Source organism: Streptosporangium sp. NPDC000509, assembly GCF_042898365.1.
Taxonomy (GTDB): domain Bacteria; phylum Actinomycetota; class Actinomycetes; order Streptosporangiales; family Streptosporangiaceae; genus Streptosporangium.
In genome coordinates, this window is sequence record NZ_JBIAYX010000006.1 from 135,376 (window position 1) to 158,163 (window position 22,788).

The 22,788-nt window shown below is 71.3% G+C and carries 15 protein-coding genes; 10 read left to right on the forward strand and 5 right to left on the reverse strand.

Annotated elements, in window-relative coordinates; genetic code table 11:
* Window positions 1–133 precede the first annotated feature (133 nt).
* A complete protein-coding gene (gene eccD / locus ACFY3D_RS13245) occupies window positions 134–1,519 on the reverse strand; it encodes a type VII secretion integral membrane protein EccD (protein ID WP_389978746.1) in 1,386 nt (461 codons plus the stop codon).
* A 289-nt stretch (window positions 1,520–1,808) separates the two neighbouring features.
* Between eccD and eccCa the strand changes: the two genes are divergently transcribed.
* The 3 genes from eccCa (at window position 1,809) to ACFY3D_RS13260 (ending at window position 7,209) form a co-directional block, all read left to right on the forward strand.
* Entirely contained in the window at window positions 1,809–5,774 is a 3,966-nt protein-coding gene (gene eccCa, locus ACFY3D_RS13250) for a type VII secretion protein EccCa (protein ID WP_389978749.1), read from the forward strand.
* Window positions 5,775–5,872: 98 nt separating this feature from the next.
* Window positions 5,873–6,256 carry a hypothetical protein gene (locus tag ACFY3D_RS13255; protein ID WP_389978752.1) on the forward strand — a complete coding sequence of 128 codons (384 nt, stop codon included), beginning with the start codon at window positions 5,873–5,875 and terminating at the stop codon, window positions 6,254–6,256.
* On the forward strand, window positions 6,253–7,209 hold the full coding sequence (locus ACFY3D_RS13260; protein ID WP_389978755.1) for a hypothetical protein: 957 nt from the start codon (window positions 6,253–6,255) through the stop codon (window positions 7,207–7,209). Before ACFY3D_RS13255 ends, ACFY3D_RS13260 begins: the two co-directional genes overlap by 4 nt.
* A gap of 111 nt (window positions 7,210–7,320) precedes the next feature.
* Here the strand turns inward: ACFY3D_RS13260 and ACFY3D_RS13265 are convergent, their stop codons facing one another.
* From ACFY3D_RS13265 to ACFY3D_RS13275, 3 genes are all read right to left on the reverse strand, one after another.
* Entirely contained in the window at window positions 7,321–7,659 is a 339-nt protein-coding gene (locus ACFY3D_RS13265) for a YbaB/EbfC family nucleoid-associated protein (RefSeq protein WP_350947596.1), read from the reverse strand.
* 29 nt (window positions 7,660–7,688) lie between these two features.
* Window positions 7,689–9,947: a serine/threonine protein kinase gene (locus ACFY3D_RS13270; RefSeq protein ID WP_389978760.1), complete on the reverse strand. Its 2,259-nt coding sequence runs from the start codon at window positions 9,945–9,947 to the stop codon at window positions 7,689–7,691.
* Window positions 9,948–10,047: 100 nt separating this feature from the next.
* Entirely contained in the window at window positions 10,048–11,385 is a 1,338-nt protein-coding gene (locus tag ACFY3D_RS13275) for a S8 family serine peptidase (RefSeq protein WP_389978763.1), read from the reverse strand.
* Window positions 11,386–11,646: 261 nt separating this feature from the next.
* On the opposite strand from ACFY3D_RS13275, the gene ACFY3D_RS13280 reads away from it, so the two are divergent.
* From ACFY3D_RS13280 to ACFY3D_RS13290, 3 genes are all read left to right on the forward strand, one after another.
* Complete coding sequence (locus ACFY3D_RS13280) at window positions 11,647–12,651, forward strand: methionine synthase (RefSeq protein ID WP_389978766.1); 1,005 nt, start codon at window positions 11,647–11,649, stop codon at window positions 12,649–12,651.
* Between the two features lie 138 nt (window positions 12,652–12,789).
* Complete coding sequence (ligA, locus tag ACFY3D_RS13285; RefSeq protein WP_389978769.1) at window positions 12,790–14,970, forward strand: NAD-dependent DNA ligase LigA; 2,181 nt, start codon at window positions 12,790–12,792, stop codon at window positions 14,968–14,970.
* Window positions 14,971–15,096: 126 nt separating this feature from the next.
* Window positions 15,097–17,178: a putative bifunctional diguanylate cyclase/phosphodiesterase gene (locus ACFY3D_RS13290; protein WP_389978772.1), complete on the forward strand. Its 2,082-nt coding sequence runs from the start codon at window positions 15,097–15,099 to the stop codon at window positions 17,176–17,178.
* A gap of 177 nt (window positions 17,179–17,355) precedes the next feature.
* Here the strand turns inward: ACFY3D_RS13290 and ACFY3D_RS13295 are convergent, their stop codons facing one another.
* Window positions 17,356–18,771, reverse strand: coding sequence for an ATP-binding protein (locus ACFY3D_RS13295; RefSeq protein WP_389978775.1), 1,416 nt, complete (start codon window positions 18,769–18,771; stop codon window positions 17,356–17,358).
* A gap of 456 nt (window positions 18,772–19,227) precedes the next feature.
* Between ACFY3D_RS13295 and gatC the strand changes: the two genes are divergently transcribed.
* Genes gatC through ACFY3D_RS13315 form a run of 4 tightly spaced genes read left to right on the forward strand, consistent with a single transcriptional unit; the run spans window position 19,228 to window position 22,724 of the window.
* Window positions 19,228–19,527: an Asp-tRNA(Asn)/Glu-tRNA(Gln) amidotransferase subunit GatC gene (gene gatC, locus ACFY3D_RS13300; protein WP_350947603.1), complete on the forward strand. Its 300-nt coding sequence runs from the start codon at window positions 19,228–19,230 to the stop codon at window positions 19,525–19,527.
* Window positions 19,524–21,014: an Asp-tRNA(Asn)/Glu-tRNA(Gln) amidotransferase subunit GatA gene (gene gatA / locus ACFY3D_RS13305; protein ID WP_389978778.1), complete on the forward strand. Its 1,491-nt coding sequence runs from the start codon at window positions 19,524–19,526 to the stop codon at window positions 21,012–21,014. Before gatC ends, gatA begins: the two co-directional genes overlap by 4 nt.
* Before the next feature lie 55 nt (window positions 21,015–21,069).
* A complete protein-coding gene (locus tag ACFY3D_RS13310) occupies window positions 21,070–22,158 on the forward strand; it encodes an AAA family ATPase (RefSeq protein WP_362899412.1) in 1,089 nt (362 codons plus the stop codon).
* Window positions 22,155–22,724, forward strand: coding sequence for a hypothetical protein (locus ACFY3D_RS13315; protein ID WP_389777326.1), 570 nt, complete (start codon window positions 22,155–22,157; stop codon window positions 22,722–22,724). Before ACFY3D_RS13310 ends, ACFY3D_RS13315 begins: the two co-directional genes overlap by 4 nt.
* The last annotated feature ends 64 nt before the right edge of the window (window positions 22,725–22,788 follow it).

The following is a 22,788-nucleotide window of genomic DNA, read 5'->3' on the forward strand; positions in this document are numbered from 1 at the left end:
CGCCGGGTGCGCGGTCGCCGACAGCATAGAAGCGTGATCGACGATCAGTGCAAAGAGCGCGAACGGTGAACGGCACCGGTATCTGGCGTTCACCGCTGTCGACGAGCTCGCGGTCGGGATGCGCTGTCGCCGGTCAGCCCGACAGGCCCCTGATGGCCGCGTACACGTCCATCACCCCGAGCGCGAGCGGGATCAGGGCGAGGATCAGGCAGAACTCCAGGATGTCCCCGGCGCGACCCCAGAACGGGGAGGGCCGCCGCTGGGGGAGGAAGAGCGCCATCCCGCCCGCCACCGCCGTCGCGCACACCAGGCCGACCGTGACCGCCGGAGCCGAGCCGGGCGTGGTGAACGCCACGCCCAGGACGAGTGCGAGCAGGCCGGTCAGCCCCGAGCCGAGCAGCCAGAGACGCTGACCCGTCCCCTGGAAGACGCGGGCGCGCATCAGCAGTGCGAGCGAGAGCGTGACCAGCGTCGCGGGGGCGGTCCATCCGCTCGCGGTGAGCAGGGCGGGCAGCGTGCCCAGTGCCACCAGGGCGACGCCCGCGGTGAGGCCGGTCGCGAACCGTTCGGCCTCCGTCGCGCGGCGCCGGATGTCCGCGCCGTCGATGTCCTCGGTGTCGGCACGCAACTCCTCGGCGTTGGCGGGCAGCGCGGGCAGCGGGAGCCGCGCCAGCCGGAAGGACGTCGTCGGGATGAGCGGTGCGCAGGCGAGGGTCACCGCGGCGGCCACCGCGGCCACACCGGCGGCGGGCGCCCCGGTGAACATGACGACCGCCGAACAGATCGTCCCGATGACCGCGGCCAGCCCGACGCCGAAGAAGTTGGGCAGGCCCTCGGCGACGACCCAGCCGGTCACGGTGGCGACCAGCGCGGTCACCGCGAACCCGGCGAGCAGGTTGGGCGCTCCGAAGGCGGCGGAGCCGGCGGGGGGAGCGGGTGCGCAGGCCCCGGCGAGGAAGGCGTGGGGCAGCGCGGTGTAGCCGATGATCGCGCCGGCACGTCCGTCGCCCAGGGCTCTGGAGAGCGCGGCGCCCGCCACGACGGCGAGGGTCGCGCACGCTCCGGCGAAGGCGACGACCGGGCCCCAGGGAGGCCCGCTCACCGCGAGCACCACGGCCGCGGCGACCATCGACAGCGCCGCGGTGCCCAGCCCCACGCCCCTGGTGTGCGCGGGCCGCCAGCGCCCGGTCCTTTCCTTGACGCCGGTCGCCACGGTGTCGGCGACGTCGTCGAAGACCGCCTCGGGCAGCTGGGACGAGCGGGGCAGCAGGTAGAGGACCTCGCCGTCCCTGATGCCCAGCTCGTTCAGGCTCGCGCCGGGGGGCATGGGTGCCGCGCCGATCCGCTGGAGTCCCCATCCTCCGACCGGCGCGACCTCCTCGGCGCTCTCGCCGGTGGCGGCGAGCAGGTCGGGCAGCAGATGGGAGAGGGGGAGGTCCGAGGGCACCGCCAGGTCGACCCGGCGGCGCGGGGTGACGACGGTGATGCGGCACAGGGAGATTGCGGTCACCTGGTTCACAGGGCGCATGGTAGCCACCTCCGCGATCATCCGGCACCCGTCGGGGGCGAGCCGCACGGTGTTCACCCCGCCGACCACCCGGTCCGCGGGCGGTGGAGTCCTCCCGCGATCATCCGATCCATGGGCGGTGGAGTCCCCCCGGTCATCCGGTCACGGGTGGTGGAGTCATCCCCGCGATCATCCGGTATCGGTCCCGGGACGTTCTCGAAGACCCCGTCGAACATCGGGGGCGGTTTCGCTACGGTGATCCGGACTGCACGATATTTGCTTAACTCACATCGGGGGCGAAGTGGGCATAGTGGTCGTTCGGCGTCCTGAGCGGCGCCCACCCCCGGCACCACCGCGCGGCGAGATCCTCCTGGAGTCGCCGCCGGAGATCCCGGAGACCACCTCGGCGGGGTTCACGCAGGTGCTCATGTACCTGCCGATGGTGGCGGGCGGCGCCGCGATGGGGCTGATGTTCGCCGGGGGCGGCGGCGGAAACCCGATCATGTACGTGGCGAGCGGCATGTTCGCGCTCTCCATGGTCGGTATGACCGTCGGTCAGATGGGCAGGGCGGGCGGGGAGCGCAAGCTACGGATCAACGGCCAGCGTCGCGACTACTTCCGCTACCTGTCCCAGACCCGCGCCAAGGTGAGGCGCGCGGCCGCCAGGCAGCGTGAGGCGCTCGACTGGAACGGCCCCGCCCCCGACGCCCTCTGGGCGATCGCGCTGAGCGCCCGCCTGTGGGAGCGGCGCCCCTCGGACGCCGACTTCGGCGCCGTCAGGGTGGGCACCGGCTCCCAGCGTCTCGCGATCCAGCTCATACCGCCGGAGTCCAAGCCGGTCGAGGACCTGGACGCCATGTCCGCCGGGGCGCTGCGCCGCTTCGTCCGCGCCCACTCGACGGTGGCCGACCTGCCCATCGCCATCTCCCTGCACTCCTTCGCCAGGGTGAGGCTCACCGGCCCCGAGGCGGCCGTCCGCGACATGGTCAGGGCGCTCGTCGGCCAGCTCGCCGTCTTCCACTCGCCGGACGAGCTCAGGATCGCGGTGTGCGCGTCCAGGGAGTGGATGGCCCACTGGGAGTGGGTCAAGTGGCTCCCGCACGCCCTCCACCCGCACGAGACCGACGCGGCGGGGCCCGTCCGCCTCATGACCGAGGACCTGGGCGAGCTCGACCGGCTGCTGGGCGCCGACTTCAAGAACCGGGCACGGTTCAAGCCGGGGATCTCCCCCGACGCGCTCCCGTACCACATCGTGATCATCGACGGCGGGCACGTCCCGCAGGACTCCCCGCTGGGCGCGGACGCGATCGAGGGGGTCACCCTCATCGACCTCGACGGCACCACCACGCCGGCGGGCGAGAAGACGATGCTCAGGCTGCGCGTCACCGAGGACCTGTTCAGCCGGGTCACCACCGACCAGGCGGGCAAGGAGGTCGTCACCCCGCTCGGCAGGCCCGACCGGTTCTCGTACCTGCAGGCGGACGGGCTCGCCAGGCGGCTCGCCCCGTTGCGTGGCTCACCGGCCGGAGCCGGGGGCGGCGACGCGCTCGCCGCCGACACCACGCTGGCCGAGCTGCTGGGACTCGGCGACCCCGCGGGGCTGGACCCGGCGCTGCTCTGGCGTCCCAGGGCACCGCGCAACCGGCTGCGGGTGCCGATCGGCGTCGGTACCGACGGGCGCCCGGTCGAGCTGGACATCAAGGAGTCCGCGCAGGGCGGCATGGGCCCGCACGGCCTCGTCATCGGCGCCACCGGCTCGGGAAAGAGCGAGCTGCTGCGCACGCTGGTGCTCGGGCTGGCCGTCGCGCACTCGTCGGAGGTCCTGAACTTCGTGCTCGTCGACTTCAAGGGCGGCGCGACCTTCCTGGGCATGGACTCTTTGCCGCACGTCTCGGCCGTCATCACCAACCTCGCCGACGAGCTGCCGCTCGTCGACCGCATGCACGCCGCTTTGCACGGCGAGATGGTACGGCGCCAGGAACTGCTCCGCGCCGCGGGGAACTACGCCTCGTTGCGCGACTACGAGCAGGCCAGGGAGCAGGGGGCCGACCTGCGCCCGATGCCCACGCTCTTCGTGGTGCTGGACGAGTTCAGCGAGCTCCTGTCGGCCAAGCCCGAGTTCATCGAGCTCTTCGTGATGATCGGCCGCCTCGGCAGGTCCCTGGGGGTTCACCTGCTGCTGGCCTCGCAGCGGCTGGAGGAGGGCAGGCTGCGCGGCCTGGACACCCATCTGTCGTACCGGATCGGCCTGCGGACCTTCTCGGCGATGGAGAGCAGGGTGGTTCTCGGCGTGACCGACGCCTACGAGCTGCCCTCGGCGCCGGGCAACGCCTTCCTGAAGTTCGACACCACGGGGATGGTCCGTTTCAAGGCCGCGTACGTCTCCGGCCCCTACACCCCCGAGCGGCGGGTCGTGCGGCGCGAGCGCGCCGAGGGGCGGCAGATCGTCCCCTACGGTCCCGCCTACATCGCGCCTCCCCGCCAGGCCGAGCCGGAGGAGGAGCCCGAGAGCGTCGTCGCGGGGCGCGACACGCTGCTCGACGTCGTGGTCCGCAGGCTGGGCGGGCAGGGTCCGCCCGCGCACCGGATCTGGCTGCCGCCGCTGGCCGAGCCGCCCTCGCTCGACCAGCTCCTGCCGCCTTTGTCCGTCACTCCGCAGCACGGGCTGACGACCGCGCACTGGCAGGGGCGCGGGGGGCTGCACGCGCTGCTCGGCGTCGTCGACCGCCCCTTCGAGCAGCGGCGCGACCCGTACTGGCTCGACCTGTCGGGCGCCGCCGGGCATCTGGCCGTGGCCGGGGGGCCGCAGAGCGGCAAGAGCACCGTGCTTCGTACGCTGATCGCCGGTCTCGCCCTCATCCACACCCCCGCCGAGGTGCAGTTCTACTGCCTGGACTTCGGCGGCGGCGCGCTCGCCTCGCTGGAGGGCCTGCCGCACGTCGGCGGGGTGGCCAACCGGATGGACAGCGACCGGGTCCGCCGTACCGTCGCCGAGGTCACCGCGCTGCTCGCGCGGCGAGAGCGGGAGTTCGCCGAGCTGGGCGTCGACTCGATCGCCGCCTACCGGCGCCAGATCGCCGCCGGGGCCGTGGATCCCGGCGGTTTCGGGGACGTGTTCCTCGTGGTCGACGGCTGGCTCACGGTCCGCCAGGAGTTCGAGTCGCTGGAGCCCACGATCACCGAGCTGGCCGCCCGCGGTCTCGGCTACGGCATCCACGTGGTCGCCGCGACCAACAAGTGGTCGGAGTTCCGGCCCTCCATCCGCGACCTGTTCGGTTCCCGGGTGGAGCTGAGGCTGGGTGACGCCTACGAGTCGGAGGTGAACCGCAGGACCGCGATGGCCGTTCCCGAGGGCGTGCCGGGGCGCGGCCTCACCCGCGAGGGCCTGCACTTCCTGAGCGCGCTGCCCCGCGTCGACGGCGGCGACCGGAGCGACGACCTGCCCGCCGCCACCCGGGCGATGGTCGAGTCCGTCGCCGCCGCCTGGCAGGGCCCGTCCGCTCCCAGGGTGCGGCTGCTGCCCGCCGTCCTGGCGCCCGAGAGCCTGCCGGGCCCCGAGGAGACCGGTGCGCGCATCCCGCTGGGCATCGACGAGAGCACCCTCTCGCCGGTGCTCGCCGACTTCGACGCCGATCCGCACCTGGTCGTGATCGGCGACAACGAGAGCGGCAAGTCCAACCTGCTGCGCCTGGTGGCCGAGGGGGTCGTGGCCCGTCACGAGCCCTCGAAGGCCCGCCTCGTCGTGATCGACTACCGCCGCTCGCTGCTGGACGCCGCCTACACCGAGCACCGTATCGGGTACGCGGCCTCCTCGACGGCCGCCACCGAGTTCATCGGCGAGCTCAGGGATTCGCTGATCAAGCGGCTCCCCCCGGCGAACCTCTCGCCGGAGGAACTGCGCTCGCGCGGCTGGTGGAAGGGGGCGGACATCTACATCGTGGTCGACGACTACGACGTGGTGGCCTCGGGCGCCAACCCGCTCGGCGGGCTGCTCGACCTGCTGCCCCAGGCCCGCGACATCGGCCTGCACCTGGTGCTGGCCCGCGCGATGGGCGGCGCGGGACGCGCCATGTTCGACCCGGTGCTCCAACGGCTCAAGGACATGGCGACCCCGGCCGTGATGATGTCGGGCCACAAGGACGAGGGTGTGCTGTTCGGGGTGCGGCCCCACGCGCTGCCGCCGGGACGCGCCTATCTGTCCGACCGGAGGAACGGCGTGCGCCTCATCCAGACCGCGTTCGTCTCCCAGCCCGCTACGGACAAGTGAACGGGAAGAAACAAAGGAGAACGTTACCCGTAACATCTCGCGTAACAATGGATGAATAATTTCACCCGGAAAACGTGCGTAACGTTCAGGGGGCTCTCTTGTCATTTCCTTCGGAGCCGACGGATATCAGTCCGGCCGATCTGAAAAGACGTAAGGAAGACTTTCACGCCGAGAGCGACGAGCTCGCCACGGCCTTCGCCAAGGCGATGGCCGACCTCGACGCCCTGGGCGCCTTCTGGGGCAACGACGAGGTCGGCCGGAAGTTCGCGGGCGCCGTGGGCGGCACCGGCTACCTCGCCGCCCGCGACGAGGCCAAAAGCCATGTCGAGGGCATCGGGAACGGCTACCGCAAGATCGGCGACAACCTGGGCCTGGTCGGTGAGAACGTCACGGGGGCCAACTGGGCGACGGTCGGGGAGATGGTCAAAGCGGTCGTCGGCCCCGAGATCGGTGCTCCGGGCAGCAAGGCCGAGCTCGAATGAGCGGCCTGGGCCTGCCCACGGGGCCCCTGGGGGCGGTGGGGGCGTTCGCCAAGGCCAACCCGGTCAAGACCGCGATGGGGGCGGGTTCCCTCGGGGCCGCCGCGTTCGTCACGTCCATGCTCGGCGTGGGCTGGCCGGAAGGCGATCCCGACAAGCTGCGCACGGCAGCGGATATCTGGGACAACCTGGCCAAAACCATCGAAGGCTCCGGCGCCGACGCGAACGGTGTCGCCGAGCAGGTCTGGAAGAACAACGGCGGCGCGGCCGTCCGGGAGTTCAACACGCTGTGGACGGGCACCTTCCGGCCCTATCCCGGTGAGGTCGCCACGTTCTGCCGGGCGATCGCGAAGGCCTGCCGCGACTACGCGCAGGCCGTGGAGATCACCCGGTACGTGCTGATCGTGCTCGCCGTCCAGGCGTGGATGAACATGGTCTACACGGTGGCCTGGGGCTGGGCCACGGCGGGCATCGGGGCGGCCGTGCAGAAGCAGATCATGGACAGGTTCTTCAAGGGCCGCGCGATCCTGCAGATGAAGATCTTCAAGATCAGCGTCGAGAAGATCATCTACAACTCGTTCTACTACCTGGGTGACAGCGTGGGCTACGCGGGCGGCCAGCAGGTGCTGCAGTGGAGCATCTTCGATCTCGCCGGGGTGAAGAAGGACCTCACCGGCAACGACGTCACCGGAGAGGGGGAGAACACCAAGCAGTTCGGCCGGGGCTTCGTCAGCAACATGGCCTTCAACGCGGCCTTCGACCTGACCAAGATCGGCCCATGGGGCAGGGCGTTCCCCAACGACGCGGCGGGCAACCTGATGTCCCGGCTGGTGGGCTCGGGCACGTACACCGTGGCGGACAACACGGTCCAGGGGGACCCCGCCCTCCCCACCTGGGAGCAGTGGGTCTCCAAGGTGATCGTGCACGGCTCCCGCGCGGCCAAGCCACCGGTCTGAGCGGGGCCTGCCCTCGTCGGCCCTCGTCGTGTCCCGTCGTGGATCCGGCCCCGGCGAAAGCGCGGGGCCGGATCCACGACCAGGGTGAACCGGGGCCGGCCGGTCACCTGGTCAGAGGGGTTGGTTCCCGAAGGGGTCCTCCAGGAGGGAGTTCAGCAGCGCGCCGCTCTGCTCGGCCGCGTCCCTGACGGCCTCGCCCGAGGCCTCCAGGATCGCCTCCGCGAGGGCCTCGGAGCCCAGGCGGAGAGCACGCGGGTCGATGCGGAGGGCGGCCAGCGCGCCGCTGGCCAGCACCTCCACCGACACGTGGCCGTCGGCCGCCCGGCCGTGGCCCCTGGCCTCGGCCAGGTTCCGGCCGACCTCCTCCATCCGGGTCGTCTGCTCCCCGATCACCGTGAGGAGCCGGTCCGCCTCCGGGTCCCCGGTCGGTGAGTACGGTTCGCCGGACATACCCGGCATGCTCTCCCGCTGGCCGCGCATTACCGGCAGTTCCCCCAGTCGACGGAAGCGGAGCCGGTGGATCCGCCGCCGCTGAAGCGCACGCACTTGCCCTGGGCGGAGATGATGATCGGTCCCAGGTAGTACTCGTGGCTGCCTCGTTCGGTCTTGGCCCGGCTGCCCTGCACCTCAAGGGTGGCCCAGAGCGGGGACGCGACCCCCACGTTCTCGTTCTTCAGGGTGGCCACGCAGGTGTTCTTCGTGGCGGCGTTGAAGAGCTGGTAGACAGTCCCGCCCGTGAACGGGGACTGCCGCTGCACGACGAAGCCCGGCCCGCAGACCTTCTCCGGCGTGTAGGGGTTGGCGCGCCGCGCCGGCGCGGACGACGAAGGACTCGGGGGCGAGAACGTCCACGAGGGCCTGGCCGTCTGCGAGGGCCTGAACGTCCATGAGGGCCGTGCGGTGTGCGAGGGCTTCCAGGACGGCGGGGCCGGGGACGGCGTCGGTCTCGCGGCCGGACGGGTCGGCGCGATGCTGGGGGTCGGCGTCGGCGTCGGGGTTCCCCGGGGCGCGGTCGGCGTCGGTTCGGGGGTGCCGGGCGGGGCCGGGGTGGGGGTGGGGCTCGGTTCGGGGGTCGGCGTTCCGGTCGGGGGCCCCTCCGGCTCGACGGTCAACGACGGTGTCGGCGTCGGCTGGGCCGCGGGGGCGGACGTCTCCGCCGCCGAGGGCACCCCGGCCGTGGGACTCGGCACCCCGGGCACGTTCGGAGCCTCGGTGAGCGGTGCCGTCGGCACGGGCGGAGGGTTGGTGTACATGCCGATGTCCGGGACCTGAGGTAGCTCGGTGGGTGCGTCGCTCGGCAGTTGCAGCGGCCCCACCTCGGCGACCTCGGGGTCGGGCGTCGTACCCCAGGGCACGGTCACCTTGCCCGAGGGGTTCTCCCCGGTGTTCTGCACGGGGTCCTGCCCCTGCGGCTCGTTCCGTGACCGGTCCACCAGCCCGAGCGAGACCTCGGGGAGCGCGCCGTCGGCGGAGGCCCGCTGCTCGCTCAGGGCGGTGTATCGTCCGGCGGCCCAGATCCCGAGCCCGGAGAGCAGGACGATCACACCGACGCAGGCGGCGAGCGCCATCGAGAAGTTGCCCGTCCTCGGACGGTCCTTGACCGCCTTCGCGGGTGCCGGGTCCGGGGCTCCGGGAGCGGCCGACGCGACCTGGGGAAGCTGCGGAGCTCCCCAGACCGACGTCGCGGGCTCCGCCTGTCGCGGTGCGGCGGCACCGGGAACCTGCTCGCCCCGTGATGAGTCGTCTTCCCCCGTGATCCTCGTGATCCCCGTGGTCCCCGTGCCCGGCCGCGCCCCCACGCCGGTGTCCGGTGCCCCGATCTCCGTTCCGGCGTCCGAGACGGTGCCGGGGACGCCCGGGAGTTCCAGGACGCCGGAGACAGGGCCGGGCGGAGAGGGGATCGCGGGACCGGTGGCGATGCCGGGGAGAGGAGCCGGTGCGTCCGTGACCTCCGGCTCGCCCAGCAGGCGCAGCATGGCGGCCTTGGCGTCCGGGCGCTCCCGAGCTCGCCCGTCCAGGCAGGAGGCGAGGAGTGGCCTCAGCTCCGCGGGCAGGCCGGTCAGGTTCGCGTGGCCTTCCCGGACCTTCTCGGCAAGTCCGCCGAAGGGCGGCCGTCCGGTCGCGGCGTAGACGACCGTGGCCGCCCAGGCGAAGAGGTCGGCGGGCTTGCTCGCCTCCGGCGCGGAGGTGGCCTCCTCGCGAATGTGCTCGGGGGCCCGGTAGTCCGGCTCCCGCTCGCCCGTGACGGGTTCGAGCCCGATGTCGAAGACGCGGGGACCGTCCGGGCCGAGGAGCACGGTGTCGGGGGTGAGGGACCCGTGGGCGAGGCCGGACAGGTGGAGGGCGGTCAGCGCGGTGAGCGTGCCGGTGGCGAACCGTTCCAGCGCGTCCCCGGTGAGCGGCCCGCCCTCGGCCACCGCCTGCCGCAGCGTGGGTCCCTCGATGTGCTCGCGGACCACGTACGGGCGGTCGTCGAACCAGCCGACCTCCAGCAGTCTCGCGGCGTGGGCTCCGGACGCGCGCTTGGCGGCGTGCAGTTCGTTGGTGATCCGTTCCCGTGTCCTGGGGTCGGGAGCCCCGGGTTCGGCGGGGAGGAGGCGGATGACGCGGATGATGTCGTCGTCGGGAAGATGTCCCAGGTAGGCGGCGTGTCCTGGATCCTGGTCGAGCCGGCCGACCAGGATGTACACACCGATGCGCTTGGGATCTTCGGGTAGTAATGGGTGCAAATACCCCATTGCATTCCTTCCAGCACAGCTGTCAATAAAGCCGCTTTAAACTAATCGGGCACCATCCAACCAAATTTGCCGCACCAGATCGTATTTTTAGTCCTGTTCGTTACGTTTGGCGGTCAATGGTGCCCGGTCGCCAACCCCTGCGGCGTCCCATCGGTATCGCGATGCCCGCCACGGCCACCAGAACGCCCACGACGAGCGCTCCCAGCGCGACCCAGATCGAGATCGAGACGGCCCGGGAATCTTCGGGAGGCGCGGGCCGCACCACGTTTCCCGGCAGCGGGGCGGCGAGGCGCGGCGCGAGCGCCACCTGCTCGGACGGCAGGATCGCCGAGACCGCCAGCAGCGGGTTGACCATCCCCGCGCCGGTACCCGCCCCCGCGCCGCCGTCGGCGGTCAACTCGACGCGCCGCCGTACCCGCACGTTGTCCAGCCCGGGATGGCGGGCCCGGACCAGCGCGACCACACCGGCCACGTACGGGGCGGCGAAGCTGGTCCCCTCCAGGTCCTCGCGGTAGGTCCGCCCGGCCCAGGTGCTCGTCACGTTCCGGCCCGGAGCCAGGACGGAGACGGGGGTGACGGCGTTGGAGGAGTCGGCCCTCGCGCCGTCGGGACCGGCGGCCCCGACCGAGAGGACCCCCTCGTAGGCGGCCGGGTAGGCGGGCGAGGGAGTGCCGTCCTCCTTCTGCACGTTGCCGGCCGCGGCCACCACGACCGCGTCCATGGCGAGGGCGTAGGCGACCGCGTCGCGCAGGTCGGTCTGGTCGCCCGCCTGGACCGACACGTTGATCACGTCGGCGCCCAGCTCGGCGGCCCGCACGATGGCCGCGGCCAGCCGGCCCACGTCGCCGGTACCGTCCGAGGTCTGCTTGATGGAGATCAGCTTCGCCTGCGGCGCGACCCCCGTGAAGGGCACCCCCTTGATCTCGGCCGCCGCGATGATGCCCGCCACCGCGGTGCCGTGGCCGAGACAGTCGCGGGCACCGGTCGCGGTCAGGTCGATCGACCGGGCCCTCCTCAGCTGGGGATGCCTGGTGTCCACCCCGCTGTCGACGACCGCGACGGTCACCCCGGCCCCCTTGGTCAGCTCCCACACCTCGGGGAGGCTGAGCCGGCGCTGGGCCCAGGACTCCCCGATGCTGGTCGTACCGCGCCGGGGGTTGCATTTGGCGGGCGCGGACGTTCCCGGGGTTCCCGCCCCGCCCCTCGCCGTCGAAACGCCCGCGGTCGCCGTACCCGCGCTGCCCACCCCGCCCTTCGCCGTCGAAACGCCCCCCGCGGTCGCCGTACCCGCGCTGCCCGCCGAGGCCGTCCCCGCCGTCGCGGCGGCCCGTGCCGCGGTCTCCGCCTCCGTACCCTTCGCCTCTGTACTCTTCGCCACGGCCGGTGGCGCGGCGACCGCCGCCAGCACCAGCATCGTGACGAGCATCCGACCGATCACGAAACGCCCCCAGAACGAACCAGCACGAACGGTCCCCCGAGCGAAACGGCCCCGCACCGAGACGCTTCCGGAGCGATAAGGCCCCAGAAAAGGGTGAATACCGGGCAGCACCCTACTCAGCTTGATCGCACGCCGTCACGGTGCGGCAGGATCGCCACGGCCGGAGACGCGATCCGGCGGCCATAGGCTGGCCTGGGCGGGGGAGCCGAGCAGGCGCCGGCGGGTTCCCGCCCACGTCCCCACGCGAAACCAGGAGCAGTCTTGAGCCAGTACCCATGGGGCGAGGCCACCGCGACCGGCATCGGGTCGCATCCGGGTGAGGATCACGCCGAGGCGGTCAGGGTCGCCTTCGGGGAGTCACCCGCGCTGCCGTACCTGCCGGAACTACCGGCCCGCGGTGTCGGCGCCGACATGATCGGGCGCACCGCGTCACTCCTGCTGGACCTGCCCGTCGAGGTGCAGCCGTCCGGCTGGCGCTTCGCCGACCGGCCGGGACGCGACTTCAAGCGCGCCCGCGACCATCTCGTACGCGACCTCGACGGACTGGAGGAGGTGGCCCAGGGATACGAGGGGCCCTTCAAGATCCAGGTGTGCGGGCCGTGGACGCTGGCGGGGGCGATCGAGCTCAGGCACGGCGACAAGACGCTCGCCGACCCGGGAGCGGTGCGCGACCTGGTGGAATCCCTGGCGGAAGGGCTCACCGCGCACGTCGCCGACGTACGCCGCAGGGTTCCTGGCGCCTCGCGGATCGTGGTGCAGATCGACGAGCCGGGGCTGCCCGGCGTCCTCCGGGGTACGGTGCCGACGGCCTCGGGCTTCGGGCGGCTCGCCGCCGTCGACCGTCAGATCGTCGCCGACCGGCTCGGCGCGGTGTTCCCCGCGGAGACGTTCACGGTCGTGCACTGCTGCGCCCCCGGCGTGCCCTTCGGGGTCCTGCGCACGGCGGGTGTGGGAGGCGTCTCGCTGGACGCCCACCTGATGAGGAGACGCGACGAGGACGCGATCGGCGAGACCGTCGAGGCCGGGACCGCCCTGTTCCTCGGCGTCGTACCGGGCGTGGACTCCGCGATCCCGGACGTCGGCGCGGTCGCCGAACCCGCCGTCGGGCTCTGGCACCGCCTCGGCTTCCCCTCCTCGACCCTCGCCTCGCAGGTCGTGCTCACTCCCGCCTGCGGGCTGGCCGGGGCCTCGCCCGCCTACGCCAGGGCGGCCCTGGCCGCCTGCCGCAAGGCCGCCGCCGTGCTGCGGGACGACCCCGGCGAGTGATCTCGCGCGGGCGCCCGGACGGGGGCGGCTCGGGCTTGTCCAAGTCGGGGCAATGGCGGGGTCGCGTTGTCGGTGCTCGAAGATACGTTTGTCATGGGCCACGACTGTCTCGGGTCACGACGAGGGGAGAAGCGGGCGATGGGCGCTGAGGTCGAGGGTGTGCCGGTGTCGGCGCTGGAGCGGCACGCGGAGCTGACGGAGCTGGTCGAGGAGGCCAACTGGCGTTACCACGTGCTCGACTCGCCGACCGTGAGCGACGCGCAGTACGACGGGTGGATGCGTGAGCTGCGCGAGCTGGAGGAGCGGAGCCCGAGCCTGCGCACGCCCGACTCGCCCACCCAGAAGATCGGCGCGCCGATCTCCAGCGACTTCACCCCGGTCAGTCACCTGCAGCGCATGGAGAGCCTCGACAACGCCTTCAACGCCGACGACCTCGCCTCCTGGCGGGCGAGGGCCGAGCGGCTGGCCGAGCGCGACCCCGCGCCCTACCTGTGCGAGCTGAAGATCGACGGCCTGGCGATCGCGCTGCTCTACGAGAAGGGGCGCCTCACCAGGGGGGCGACCAGGGGTGACGGCCGCGTCGGCGACGACGTGACGGCCAACGTCCGCACGATCGCCAACATCCCCCACCGCCTGACCGGCGACGACGTGCCCGACGTGGTGGAGGTGAGGGGCGAGGTCTACATCCCCGTCGAGGAGTTCGAGAAGCTCAACGAGCAGCTGGTCGAGGCGGGCAAGGCGCCGTTCGCCAACCCGCGTAACTCCGCGGCGGGCTCCCTGCGGCAGAAGGACCCGCGCATCACCGCCCAGCGGCCGCTCTACATGATCGTTCACGGGATCGGCAAGTGGGAGGGTGCCGCCGCGCCCCGCACCCAGTCGGAGATCTACGAACGGCTCGGCGGGTTCGGCCTGCCGGTCAGCGACCTCTACCGGGTCGTCGACGATCTCGACGGTATCAACGGCTTCATCGAGTTCTACCGTGAGCACCGCCACGACCCGGCCTACGAGATCGACGGCGTCGTGGTCAAGGTCAACCGCATCGAGCTGCAGCACAACCTGGGCTCGACCAGCAGGGCCCCGCGCTGGGCGATCGCCTACAAATACCCGCCGGAGGAGGTCAACACGAAGCTCCTCGACATCCAGGTCGCGGTGGGCCGCACCGGCAGGGTCACCCCGTACGGCGTCATGGAGCCGATCGTCGTGGCGGGTTCCACGGTCGAGCGGGCCACGCTGCACAACGCCTCCGAGGTGGCGCGCAAGGGCGTGCTGATCGGTGACACCGTGGTGCTGCGCAAGGCGGGCGACGTCATTCCCGAGATCGTCGGCCCGGTGGTCGACCTGCGTGACGGCACCGAGCGTGAGTTCGTGATGCCGGAGCACTGTCCGGAGTGCGGCACCCCGCTGGCGTACGAGAAGGAGGGCGACGCCGACCTGCGCTGCCCCAACACCAGGGCGTGCCCCGCCCAGCTCCGCGAACGCATCTTCTTCGCGGCCGGGCGCAGGGCGTTCGACGTCGAAGGGCTCGGCTACGTGGCGGCCACCGCGCTGACCCAGCCGCTGCCGCCGCAGGAGCCGCCGGTCCGCACCGAGGCCGACCTGTTCGACCTGACGATGGATCGGCTGCTGCCGATCAGGTCGGTGGTCCGCGACCCCGACACCGGCCTGCCCAAAACCGATCCGGAGAGCGGCGAGCCGAAGGTCGTCACCTTCTTCGCCAACCAGAGCGGCGAGCCGAGCAAGAACGCGGAGAAGATGCTGGAGCAGCTGGAGAAGGCGAAGACCCAGCCGGTCTGGCGGGTGCTCGTCGCGCTCTCCATCCGGCATGTCGGTCCTCCGACGGCCCAGGCGATCGCCGAGGAGTTCCGATCGATCCCCGCGATCGCGGAGGCGTCGGAGGAGGAGCTCGCCGCCGTCGAGGGCGTCGGCCCGCGCGTGGCCGCGGCGATCCACGACTGGTTCACGGTCGACTGGCACCGGGAGATCGTCGACAGGTGGGCCGCGGCCGGAGTCCGGATGGTCGACGACCCTCCGGCCGAGCAGCTCCCGCAGACCCTGGCCGGTCTCACCTTCGTGGTGACCGGCACGCTCGCCGACTTCACCCGTGACGAGGCGGGCGAGGCCCTGGCCGCCCGCGGCGGCAAGGTCTCGGCGTCGGTGTCGAAGAAGACCTCCTTCGTGGTGGTGGGGGAGAACGCCGGTTCCAAGTTCGACAAGGCGGTCAAGCTCGGCGTGCCGATCCTCGACGAGGCCGGCCTGCGGGTTCTGCTGAGCGAGGGGCCCGAGGCGGCGTCGGAGGTCACGGTGAAGCCTGAGGAGTAGGGGTCACCCCAGACTTGTGTCTCAAAAACGTGCGAATTGATAGTGACAGAACGTGCGCAATCGGTTCCGCGAAGTGGCCTGTAGGCCGTACTCTCCCATAGTGAACTAATGGGGGTTTTGTTACTCATGGCCGACCCAACCGACACTCGCGACACCGGACCGCGACCGGGGACGCCCCTGTGGGCCTATCTCGCCGTCGTCATCACGATCGGGTTCACCGCGCTCGTCGTGTCCCTGCTGAGCATGAACGCGGCCGAGGCCGCGGAGCTCGTCCGCAGCCCGCTGTTCTGGATGCTCGCGGCCCTCATCGTGCTGGGCGAGCTGCGGCCGGTGGTCCTGTCGTCGTCGATGACGGTGGGGGGCACCTACCCGTCGACCATGTTCACCTTCGCCGCGCTGCTCCACTACGGCCTGCCGGTCGCCGTGCTGCTGCAGGCGGTCGCCATGATCGTCAACGGGGCCGTCACCCGCAAGGCGATCCATCGGATCATGTTCAACATCGCGCAGGTGACGATGGCCTGCGGTGCGGCCGGGCTGGTGCTCGGGCTGTTCGGCGACCGGCCTGTCACGGTGACCGCCTGGGTGCCGACGGGCTCCGACCTGCTCGCGATCGGACTGGCCGGGCTCGCCTACTTCGTGGTCCGGGCCCTGCTGGTCTCCGGCGCGGTGGCGCTGCACGAGCGCAGGTCGATCTACCGGGTGATCAGGACCACCATCGGCCACCAGAGCCTCGTCTACACGGGGCTGCTCGGCCTCGCCCCGCTCGTCGTGGTGGTGATGAACCACTCACCGGCCCTGGTGCCGCTCTTCCTGGCGCCGATGGTGGCGGTGTACTTCACCGCCACCATGTCGGTCCGCCGCGACCACCAGGCGACGCACGACGTGCTGACCGGGCTGCCCAACCGCAAGATGCTCGTGCTCAGCACGGAGGAGGCGCTCGCCGAGGCGCGCGACGGCGAGCGGGTCGGCCTGTTCCTGCTCGACCTCGACAGGTTCAAGGAGATCAACGACACCCTCGGGCACCCGGTCGGCGACCGGCTCCTGCAACTGGTCGCGCACCGCCTCACCCACAGCGTCCGGCCCGGCGACGTGGTCGCCAGGCTCGGCGGCGACGAGTTCGCCGTCCTGCTGCCCTCGGTGCGGGACGCCACGGCGGCCAGGGAGGTGGCGGCCCGCCTGCGGGTGGCGATCACCGAGCCGGTCCGGCTGGAGGGCATGAGCTTCGACCTGGACGCCTCGTTCGGCATCGCCATCTACCCCGACCACGCCCCCGACTTCGAGATGCTCCTGCAACGCTCCGACGTGGCGATGTATCTCGCGAAGGAGAGCAGGAGCGGGGTCGAGATCTACGCCGCCGACAAGGACCGCAACAGTCCGGAACGCCTCAATCTTCTCGGCGACCTGCGCAGGGCGATCGACCGCTCCGAGCTCCGGCTGCACTACCAGCCCAAGCTCGACCTGGAGGGAGGGCAGGTCAGGGGCGTGGAGGCACTGCTGCGGTGGCGCCACCCCGAGCGGGGGATGATCCCTCCGGGGGAGTTCGTGCCGATGGCCGAGCAGTCCTATCTGATGCGCCACCTCACCGGATACGTCATCGACGCCGCGCTGGAGCAGGCCGCCCACTGGTGGCACACCGGCCTGCACGAGCAGATCTCCGTCAACGTCTCGGCCCGCGACCTGCTCGACTGCGCTCTCTCCGACCAGTTGGGGGAGGGGCTGGCGCGATACCGGCTGCCGCCCAAGGCGATCCAGCTGGAGGTCACCGAACGCATCCTGATGACCGACCAGGCGTACACCGACGGGGCCGTCCGAGCCCTCACCGCGCTGGGGGTGCCGCTCGCGCTGGACGACTTCGGCACCGGCTACTCCTCGCTGGTGCGCCTGCAGCGCCTTCCCGTCTCCGAGGTCAAGATCGACTCCTCGTTCGTCCGCCGTATCGGCGAGTCCAAGGACGACGAACGGATCGTCCGCTCCATCATCGACCTGGTCCGCTCCCTCGGGCTGCGCTCGGTCGCCGAGGGCGTCGAGTCGGAGGAGGTGGCCAAGCGCCTGGCCGACATGGGCTGCGACCTAGGCCAGGGCTGGTTGTTCGCCGAACCCATGTCCGCTGCCGACGCGACCGTATGGTTGCGCGAACATCGAGCCATCGCCACCCATGACCTGGGCTTCCTGCGCCGCACCGAGATCCTCGATCCCCAGAGGGCCTAGGTCGTCCTTTGGGGTAGGCCGCCATGCCGTCGGGGACGTCCACGCACCCGGATGTCCCGACCGTACGGTCCCGCGTTCCGCACGTGCCCCCCGATCGGCCCGGGGGGTGATCCCCCGCTGCGCCGGAGCGGATACGGCTGCCGGCTCGCGACGATGAGGTACGTGCCGGCAACGGGGTCAGCTCCACGCCCGGATGAGATCGTCGGGGCCGTACGCGGCGGTGAGGCCGGTGCAGGAGACTCCGCCGTGCGAGACCGCGACGAGCGGGATCAGTTCGTCCGTCAAGGCCGCCCGGTGCCTGGCCAGCGCGGCGAGGTCGCGGTCGTCGAACGAGGCGTTCTCCAGCCACTTGATCGACCCCAGGAAACACAGTCGCCGGGCGATCGGCCCCCTGTCCGCACCCACGATGTCGATCTCCACATCGTTGCTCCTGGTCCAGTAGGAGCCGATCGCCGGCGCCTCCGGCAACCGGTCGTCAGGGAGCAGCCGGGCCAGTGACTCGCGGATGAGAGGTTCCACGGCTCGGCCTCGCCAACTGCTCCACTGCGAGGCGACCCGCCGCATGGTCAGGTCACCCCTGCGACGCTCTATCTCGGGCATGTGCGGCCGGACGAAGTGAAGCCAGAAGCGCAGGTGGGGATCGGTCACGCGGTATCGGCGCTCTTTGGAGGGGCGGGTGGACAGCGGCAGGTCACCGGTGACGATTCCCTTGGAGGTGAGGAGCTCGGCCGCCCTGGAGAGGGTGCTGTGTGAGATCCCGCCCGCGCTTCTGGCGATGTTGGTGAACGTGCGCTCGCCGCTGCCGATGGCCCGGAGCACCTCACTCGCCTGGGCGGCGGAGGGGAACTCGGCCGCGAGGGAGCGCTCGGCGGACACCAGAAGGGCCGAGACCGGGTTCGTCAGCGCATCGTGCAGGTATTCCCAGAGCGACGCCCCGCGAGGCCACTCCCCACAGACGAGCGGGAGACCGCCGGTGACGAGGGCCGCGTCGAACGCGTCGGCGGCCGTGAGGCGGAGCATCTGCTGGATCTCGCGGGGGTTGAGCGGCCCGACGATCATCTCGGTGCCACGCTGGTGGAAGGGGCGCTCGTAGCTGTTCAGCGCCTCCATCATGGACAGGTCGGATCCGATGAGGATCAGCAGCACGGGCTTGCGGCTGAGAAACCGGTCCCAGGCGCGCTGGAGCAGTCCCTCGAAGGCGTCGACGCGGTCCATGAGATAGGGGACCTCGTCGATCACGACGATGGACGGGCTGTCGTCGGGAAGCGCGTCCGCCAGCAGTTGCAGTGCTCCGTTCCAGGTGCCGGGTGCCGCCTCGGAGAACGCGTTCCTGCCCGGCAGGTCCGACATCGCGACGTCCGCCATGATCTGGTGGAGCTCGCTCTGGGCGTCCGCCCGCGCGGAGGTGTAGAAGAGCGACGGCAGGCCGCTGCGGGCGATGAACTCCTCGGCCAGGGCCGACTTGCCGATCCGCCTGCGTCCCCGGATCAGCACGCACCGTCCGGGACGCCCGGTCGTCGCCTCCGTCCGGACGCGGTCGAGCAGGGAGCCGAGAGCCGCCAACTCGCGCTCCCTGCCGATGAACTCGCCCACGCCTCCTCCAATACTTCCACTGGCGATACTATCGCTGGGGATACTATCGGCAGCGATAGTATTTCCAGTGAAGATAGAAGCGTACTTCTGAGAAGTACGCTTCTATGCGATGAGGAGCGTGGTCCGCGATCTCCTCCAGAAGGGCGCACGGCCGACCGTTCACACGGGACGAGACGGGCCACTCCCTCCGGCGCGTACGGACGTCGCCCGAGTCCGTGATGGAGGACGTTTCGAGGTCGGTGGCCCGCCGGGATCGTGATCGCGGCCCCGTCCGGACTCGCACCGGCGGACTTCAGAGGGCTTCCCGCGAGGGACGGCGGCCCGGACGCGGTCTGACCGCCCTGAGTAAGAGATCTTCGCTTGGTTGCGGCGGTGTTAATGAGTCGGGACCCTCAGGTCGCGAGCCATAGGATGACAGTGTCCAATTGCCATTCCACGAAACGGGTTCAACGACTCATGTCCGCCATAACCCGCGACGAGGTCGCTCACCTCGCCCGGCTGTCCCGGCTGGCGCTGGCCGACGAGGAGCTCGACCACTTCGCCGCCCAGCTCGATGTGATCATCGGTGCGGTCGCCCGCGTCGCCGAGGTGGCGGCCGACGACATCCCGCCGTCCTCGCACGCGCTCCCTCTCACCAACGTCTACCGTCCCGACGAGGTGCGACCCAGTCTGACGCCGCAGGAGGCGCTGTCCGGCGCCCCGGCGGTCGAGGACGACCGCTTCCGCGTCCCGCGCATCCTCGGGGAGGAAGCATGAGCCTCATCCGCAAGTCCGCCGCGGACCTCGGCGCGCTGATCGCGAGCGGTGAGGTCTCCGCCGTCGAGGTCGCCCAGGCCCACCTCGACCGGATGGCCGCCGTCGAGCCGAAGGTGAACGCCTTCCTCCACATCGACGCCGAGACGACCCTGGAACAGGCGCGCGCCGTCGATGCCCGCAGGGCCGCCGGCGAGGAGCTCGGCCCGCTGGCCGGGGTGCCGATCGCGCACAAGGACGTCTTCACCACCAGGGACATGCCGACCACGGCCGGATCGAAGATCCTCCAGGGCTGGAAGCCGCCGTACGACGCGACCGTGACCCGGCGCCTGCGCGAGTCCGGGCTGGTGATCCTCGGCAAGACCAACCTCGACGAGTTCGCGATGGGCTCCTCCACCGAGAACTCGGCGTACGGCGTCACCCACAACCCCTGGGACCTCTCCCGCATCCCCGGCGGCTCCTCGGGCGGCTCCTCGGCCGCGGTCGCCGCGTACGAGGCCCCGCTGTCCACCGGCACCGACACCGGCGGCTCGATCCGCCAGCCCGCCGCGGTCACCGGCATCGTGGGCATGAAGCCCACCTACGGCGGTTCGTCCCGATACGGCCTGATCGCCTTCGCGAGCTCGCTCGACACCCCGGGCCCCTTCGCCCGCAACGTGCTCGACGCGGCGCTGCTGCACGAGGCGTTCTCCGGGCACGACGTCATGGACTCCACCTCCGTCGACGCCCCGGTGCCCTCGGTCGTCGAGGCGGCGCGCAACGGCGACGTGGCCGGGCTGCGCATCGGCGTGGTCAAGGAGTTCGGCGGCGACGGCTACCAGGCGGGCGTGCTCGCGCGCTTCCACGAGACCGTGGAGCTGCTGGAGTCGCTGGGCGCGAAGGTCTTCGAGGTCTCCTGCCCGTCGTTCACCACCGCGCTCCCGGCGTACTACCTCATCGCCCCCTCGGAGTGCTCCTCCAACCTGGCCCGCTTCGACGCGATGCGCTACGGCCTGCGCGTCGGCGACGACGGCACCCGCAGCGCCGAGGAGGTCATGGCCCTGACCCGCGCGCAGGGCTTCGGCCCCGAGGTCAAGCGCCGCATCATCCTGGGCACGTACGCGCTGTCCAGCGGTTACTACGACGCCTACTACGGGCAGGCGCAGAAGGTCCGCACGCTCATCGCGCGCGACTTCGAGGCCGCCTTCCAGCAGGTGGACGTGCTCATCTCGCCGACGACGCCCACCACGGCGTTCCCGATCGGCGAGCGCGCCGACGACCCCATGGCGATGTACCTGGCCGACCTGTGCACCATCCCGACCAACCTGGCGGGCAACGCGGCGATCTCCGTGCCGTGCGGCCTGGCCGACGAGGACGGACTGCCCGTCGGTCTGCAGATCATGGCCCCGGTGCTCGGCGACGACCGCTGCTACCGGGTCGGCGCCGCGGTGGAGAAGGCGCTCCAGAGCCGGTGGGGCGGCGACCTGCTGTCCAAAGCACCGGAGCTGTAGGGCTTTTCCGGGATCGTGGGGCGAGGGGGAGACAGGTGACAGGGAGAACGGTGGCATGATCACTCGGATCGAGATCGACGGGTTCAAGTCCTTCTTGAGCTTCGATCTCGATGTGCCGCCCTTCCTCGCGCTGGTCGGTCCCAACGCGAGCGGCAAGTCGAACCTCTTCGACGCCGTGGGGTTCGTGGCGGCCGAGATCGAAGGTTCCGGGGGGCTGCTCGGGGCGACCCGAGGGCTGCCCGGGGAGCAGTTCCACCGGGTCGCCCACGGCTCGGCGGTGCCGGGGTTCGTCGTCTCGGTGGAGGCGCTGGTCACCCCGGAGCCGGGCTCCGTGGTCCCGGTCAGGTTCGACGTGGGCGCGGAGATGGTGCTGAAGATCCCCAGATCCAGCGGTGCCGTCGTCAGCCACGCGGTCCAGCGGATCCCCGAGGAGCTGCTGGAGCTCATGGTCGAGGACCCCGACCCGGAGGGAACGCCCCGCCGTACGGTCCAGTCGTGGCGGCGATACTCGCCGTCACCTGCGGCGATGCGCCGCCGGTGCCCCTCGGCCGACCGGGGGCCGCTCGCGGCCGACGGCGCGAACCTGGCCGCGGTGCTCGGGCGGATGGCGGGTACGGGGGCGCTGGCCGACCTCGCGGCCGATCTCGCCGGGGTGGTTCCCGACGTGATCGACCTGGTGCCGCGCGTCGAGCGCGGGGAGTGCTCCTTCGAGCTGCTCGTCGACGGCCAGGGAGCGGTTCCCGCAGCGCTGCTGTCCGACGGCACCCTGCGGATCCTCGGCCTTCTCACCGCCCTGCACGATCCCGACCACCCGGGCACGCTGCTGGTGGAGGAGATCGAGAACGGTGTCCACCCGGCCCGTCTCGGCGAGCTGCTCCGGCGGGTGCGCCGCCGGATCACCGTGCCCGGAGGTCCCGAGCCGTTGCGGCAGCTCATCCTCACCAGTCAGTCCCCGATCGTCGTCGCCGAGGTCTACCGGACCGAGCCGGACGCGCTCACGTTCCTGGACACCGCGGTCCGCGTCGACCCCGACAACGACCGGGTCTCGCGGGTGACCGTGGCCAAGTCGATCCAGCCGGACGGCGAGCCGGGAACGTTCGTCTCGCCCCGGCAGGTCCGCGAATACCTGGGAGCGGCGGCATGAGCAGCCGCCCCCTGGTGCCGGGACTCATCGCGGAAGGGGAGGTCGACGAGGGCTTCCTCGGCGTCCTGATCTCCAGGCAGCTGCGCGAGCTCACCTGGATGTCGCCGTACGCCGTGGACGTCGAGGCGACGGAGGTCGTCTCCTGTGACCGGGAGCACCTGGTCACCGCGCTGGAGGAGCTCGCGGCCGACTGCCACCTGCTCTTCACGCACGAAGACGAGCGGGAGCGCCGCCGCAGAGAGGGTGTCCGCTACCACTCGCACTACCTGGTGCCGGTGATCGGGATGGGCGAGACCGAAGGCTGGATGCTCGCCGACCCCGCCGCGTGGGCGAAACTGGAGGGCAGCGACCTCAGCAGGCTGCCCGCGCGACCTCGCGACGTCGAGAGGATCTCCGACCCCGCGGGGGTGCTGGCCACGACCGTCCCCCAGCGCGGCAAGCCCGCCCGCGACTACTTCGAGTACATAGGACGCAACATCGACCTCGCCGTTCTGGCCCAGGTGCCCGCCTACGCGAACTGGGTGGCCGAGACGAGGAACGCGTTGAAGGGACTTGGATATCTATGAACACAGGAGCGGTGAACGACAATGAGCGCTGAGAGAGCCCGACGCAGTGAGCGTAGTGGCGCGC

Coding starts and splice junctions, on each gene's coding strand:
- ligA (WP_389978769.1), top strand. CDS start 12,790: ATGGGCGCTGAGGTCGAGGGTGTGCCGGTGTCGGCGCTGGAGCGGCAC.
- gatA (WP_389978778.1), top strand. CDS start 19,524: ATGAGCCTCATCCGCAAGTCCGCCGCGGACCTCGGCGCGCTGATCGCG.
- ACFY3D_RS13315 (WP_389777326.1), top strand. CDS start 22,155: ATGAGCAGCCGCCCCCTGGTGCCGGGACTCATCGCGGAAGGGGAGGTC.
- ACFY3D_RS13290 (WP_389978772.1), top strand. CDS start 15,097: ATGGCCGACCCAACCGACACTCGCGACACCGGACCGCGACCGGGGACG.
- ACFY3D_RS13310 (WP_362899412.1), top strand. CDS start 21,070: ATGATCACTCGGATCGAGATCGACGGGTTCAAGTCCTTCTTGAGCTTC.
- ACFY3D_RS13265 (WP_350947596.1), bottom strand. CDS start 7,659: ATGTCCGGCGAACCGTACTCACCGACCGGGGACCCGGAGGCGGACCGG.
- ACFY3D_RS13270 (WP_389978760.1), bottom strand. CDS start 9,947: ATGGGGTATTTGCACCCATTACTACCCGAAGATCCCAAGCGCATCGGT.
- gatC (WP_350947603.1), top strand. CDS start 19,228: ATGTCCGCCATAACCCGCGACGAGGTCGCTCACCTCGCCCGGCTGTCC.
- ACFY3D_RS13260 (WP_389978755.1), top strand. CDS start 6,253: ATGAGCGGCCTGGGCCTGCCCACGGGGCCCCTGGGGGCGGTGGGGGCG.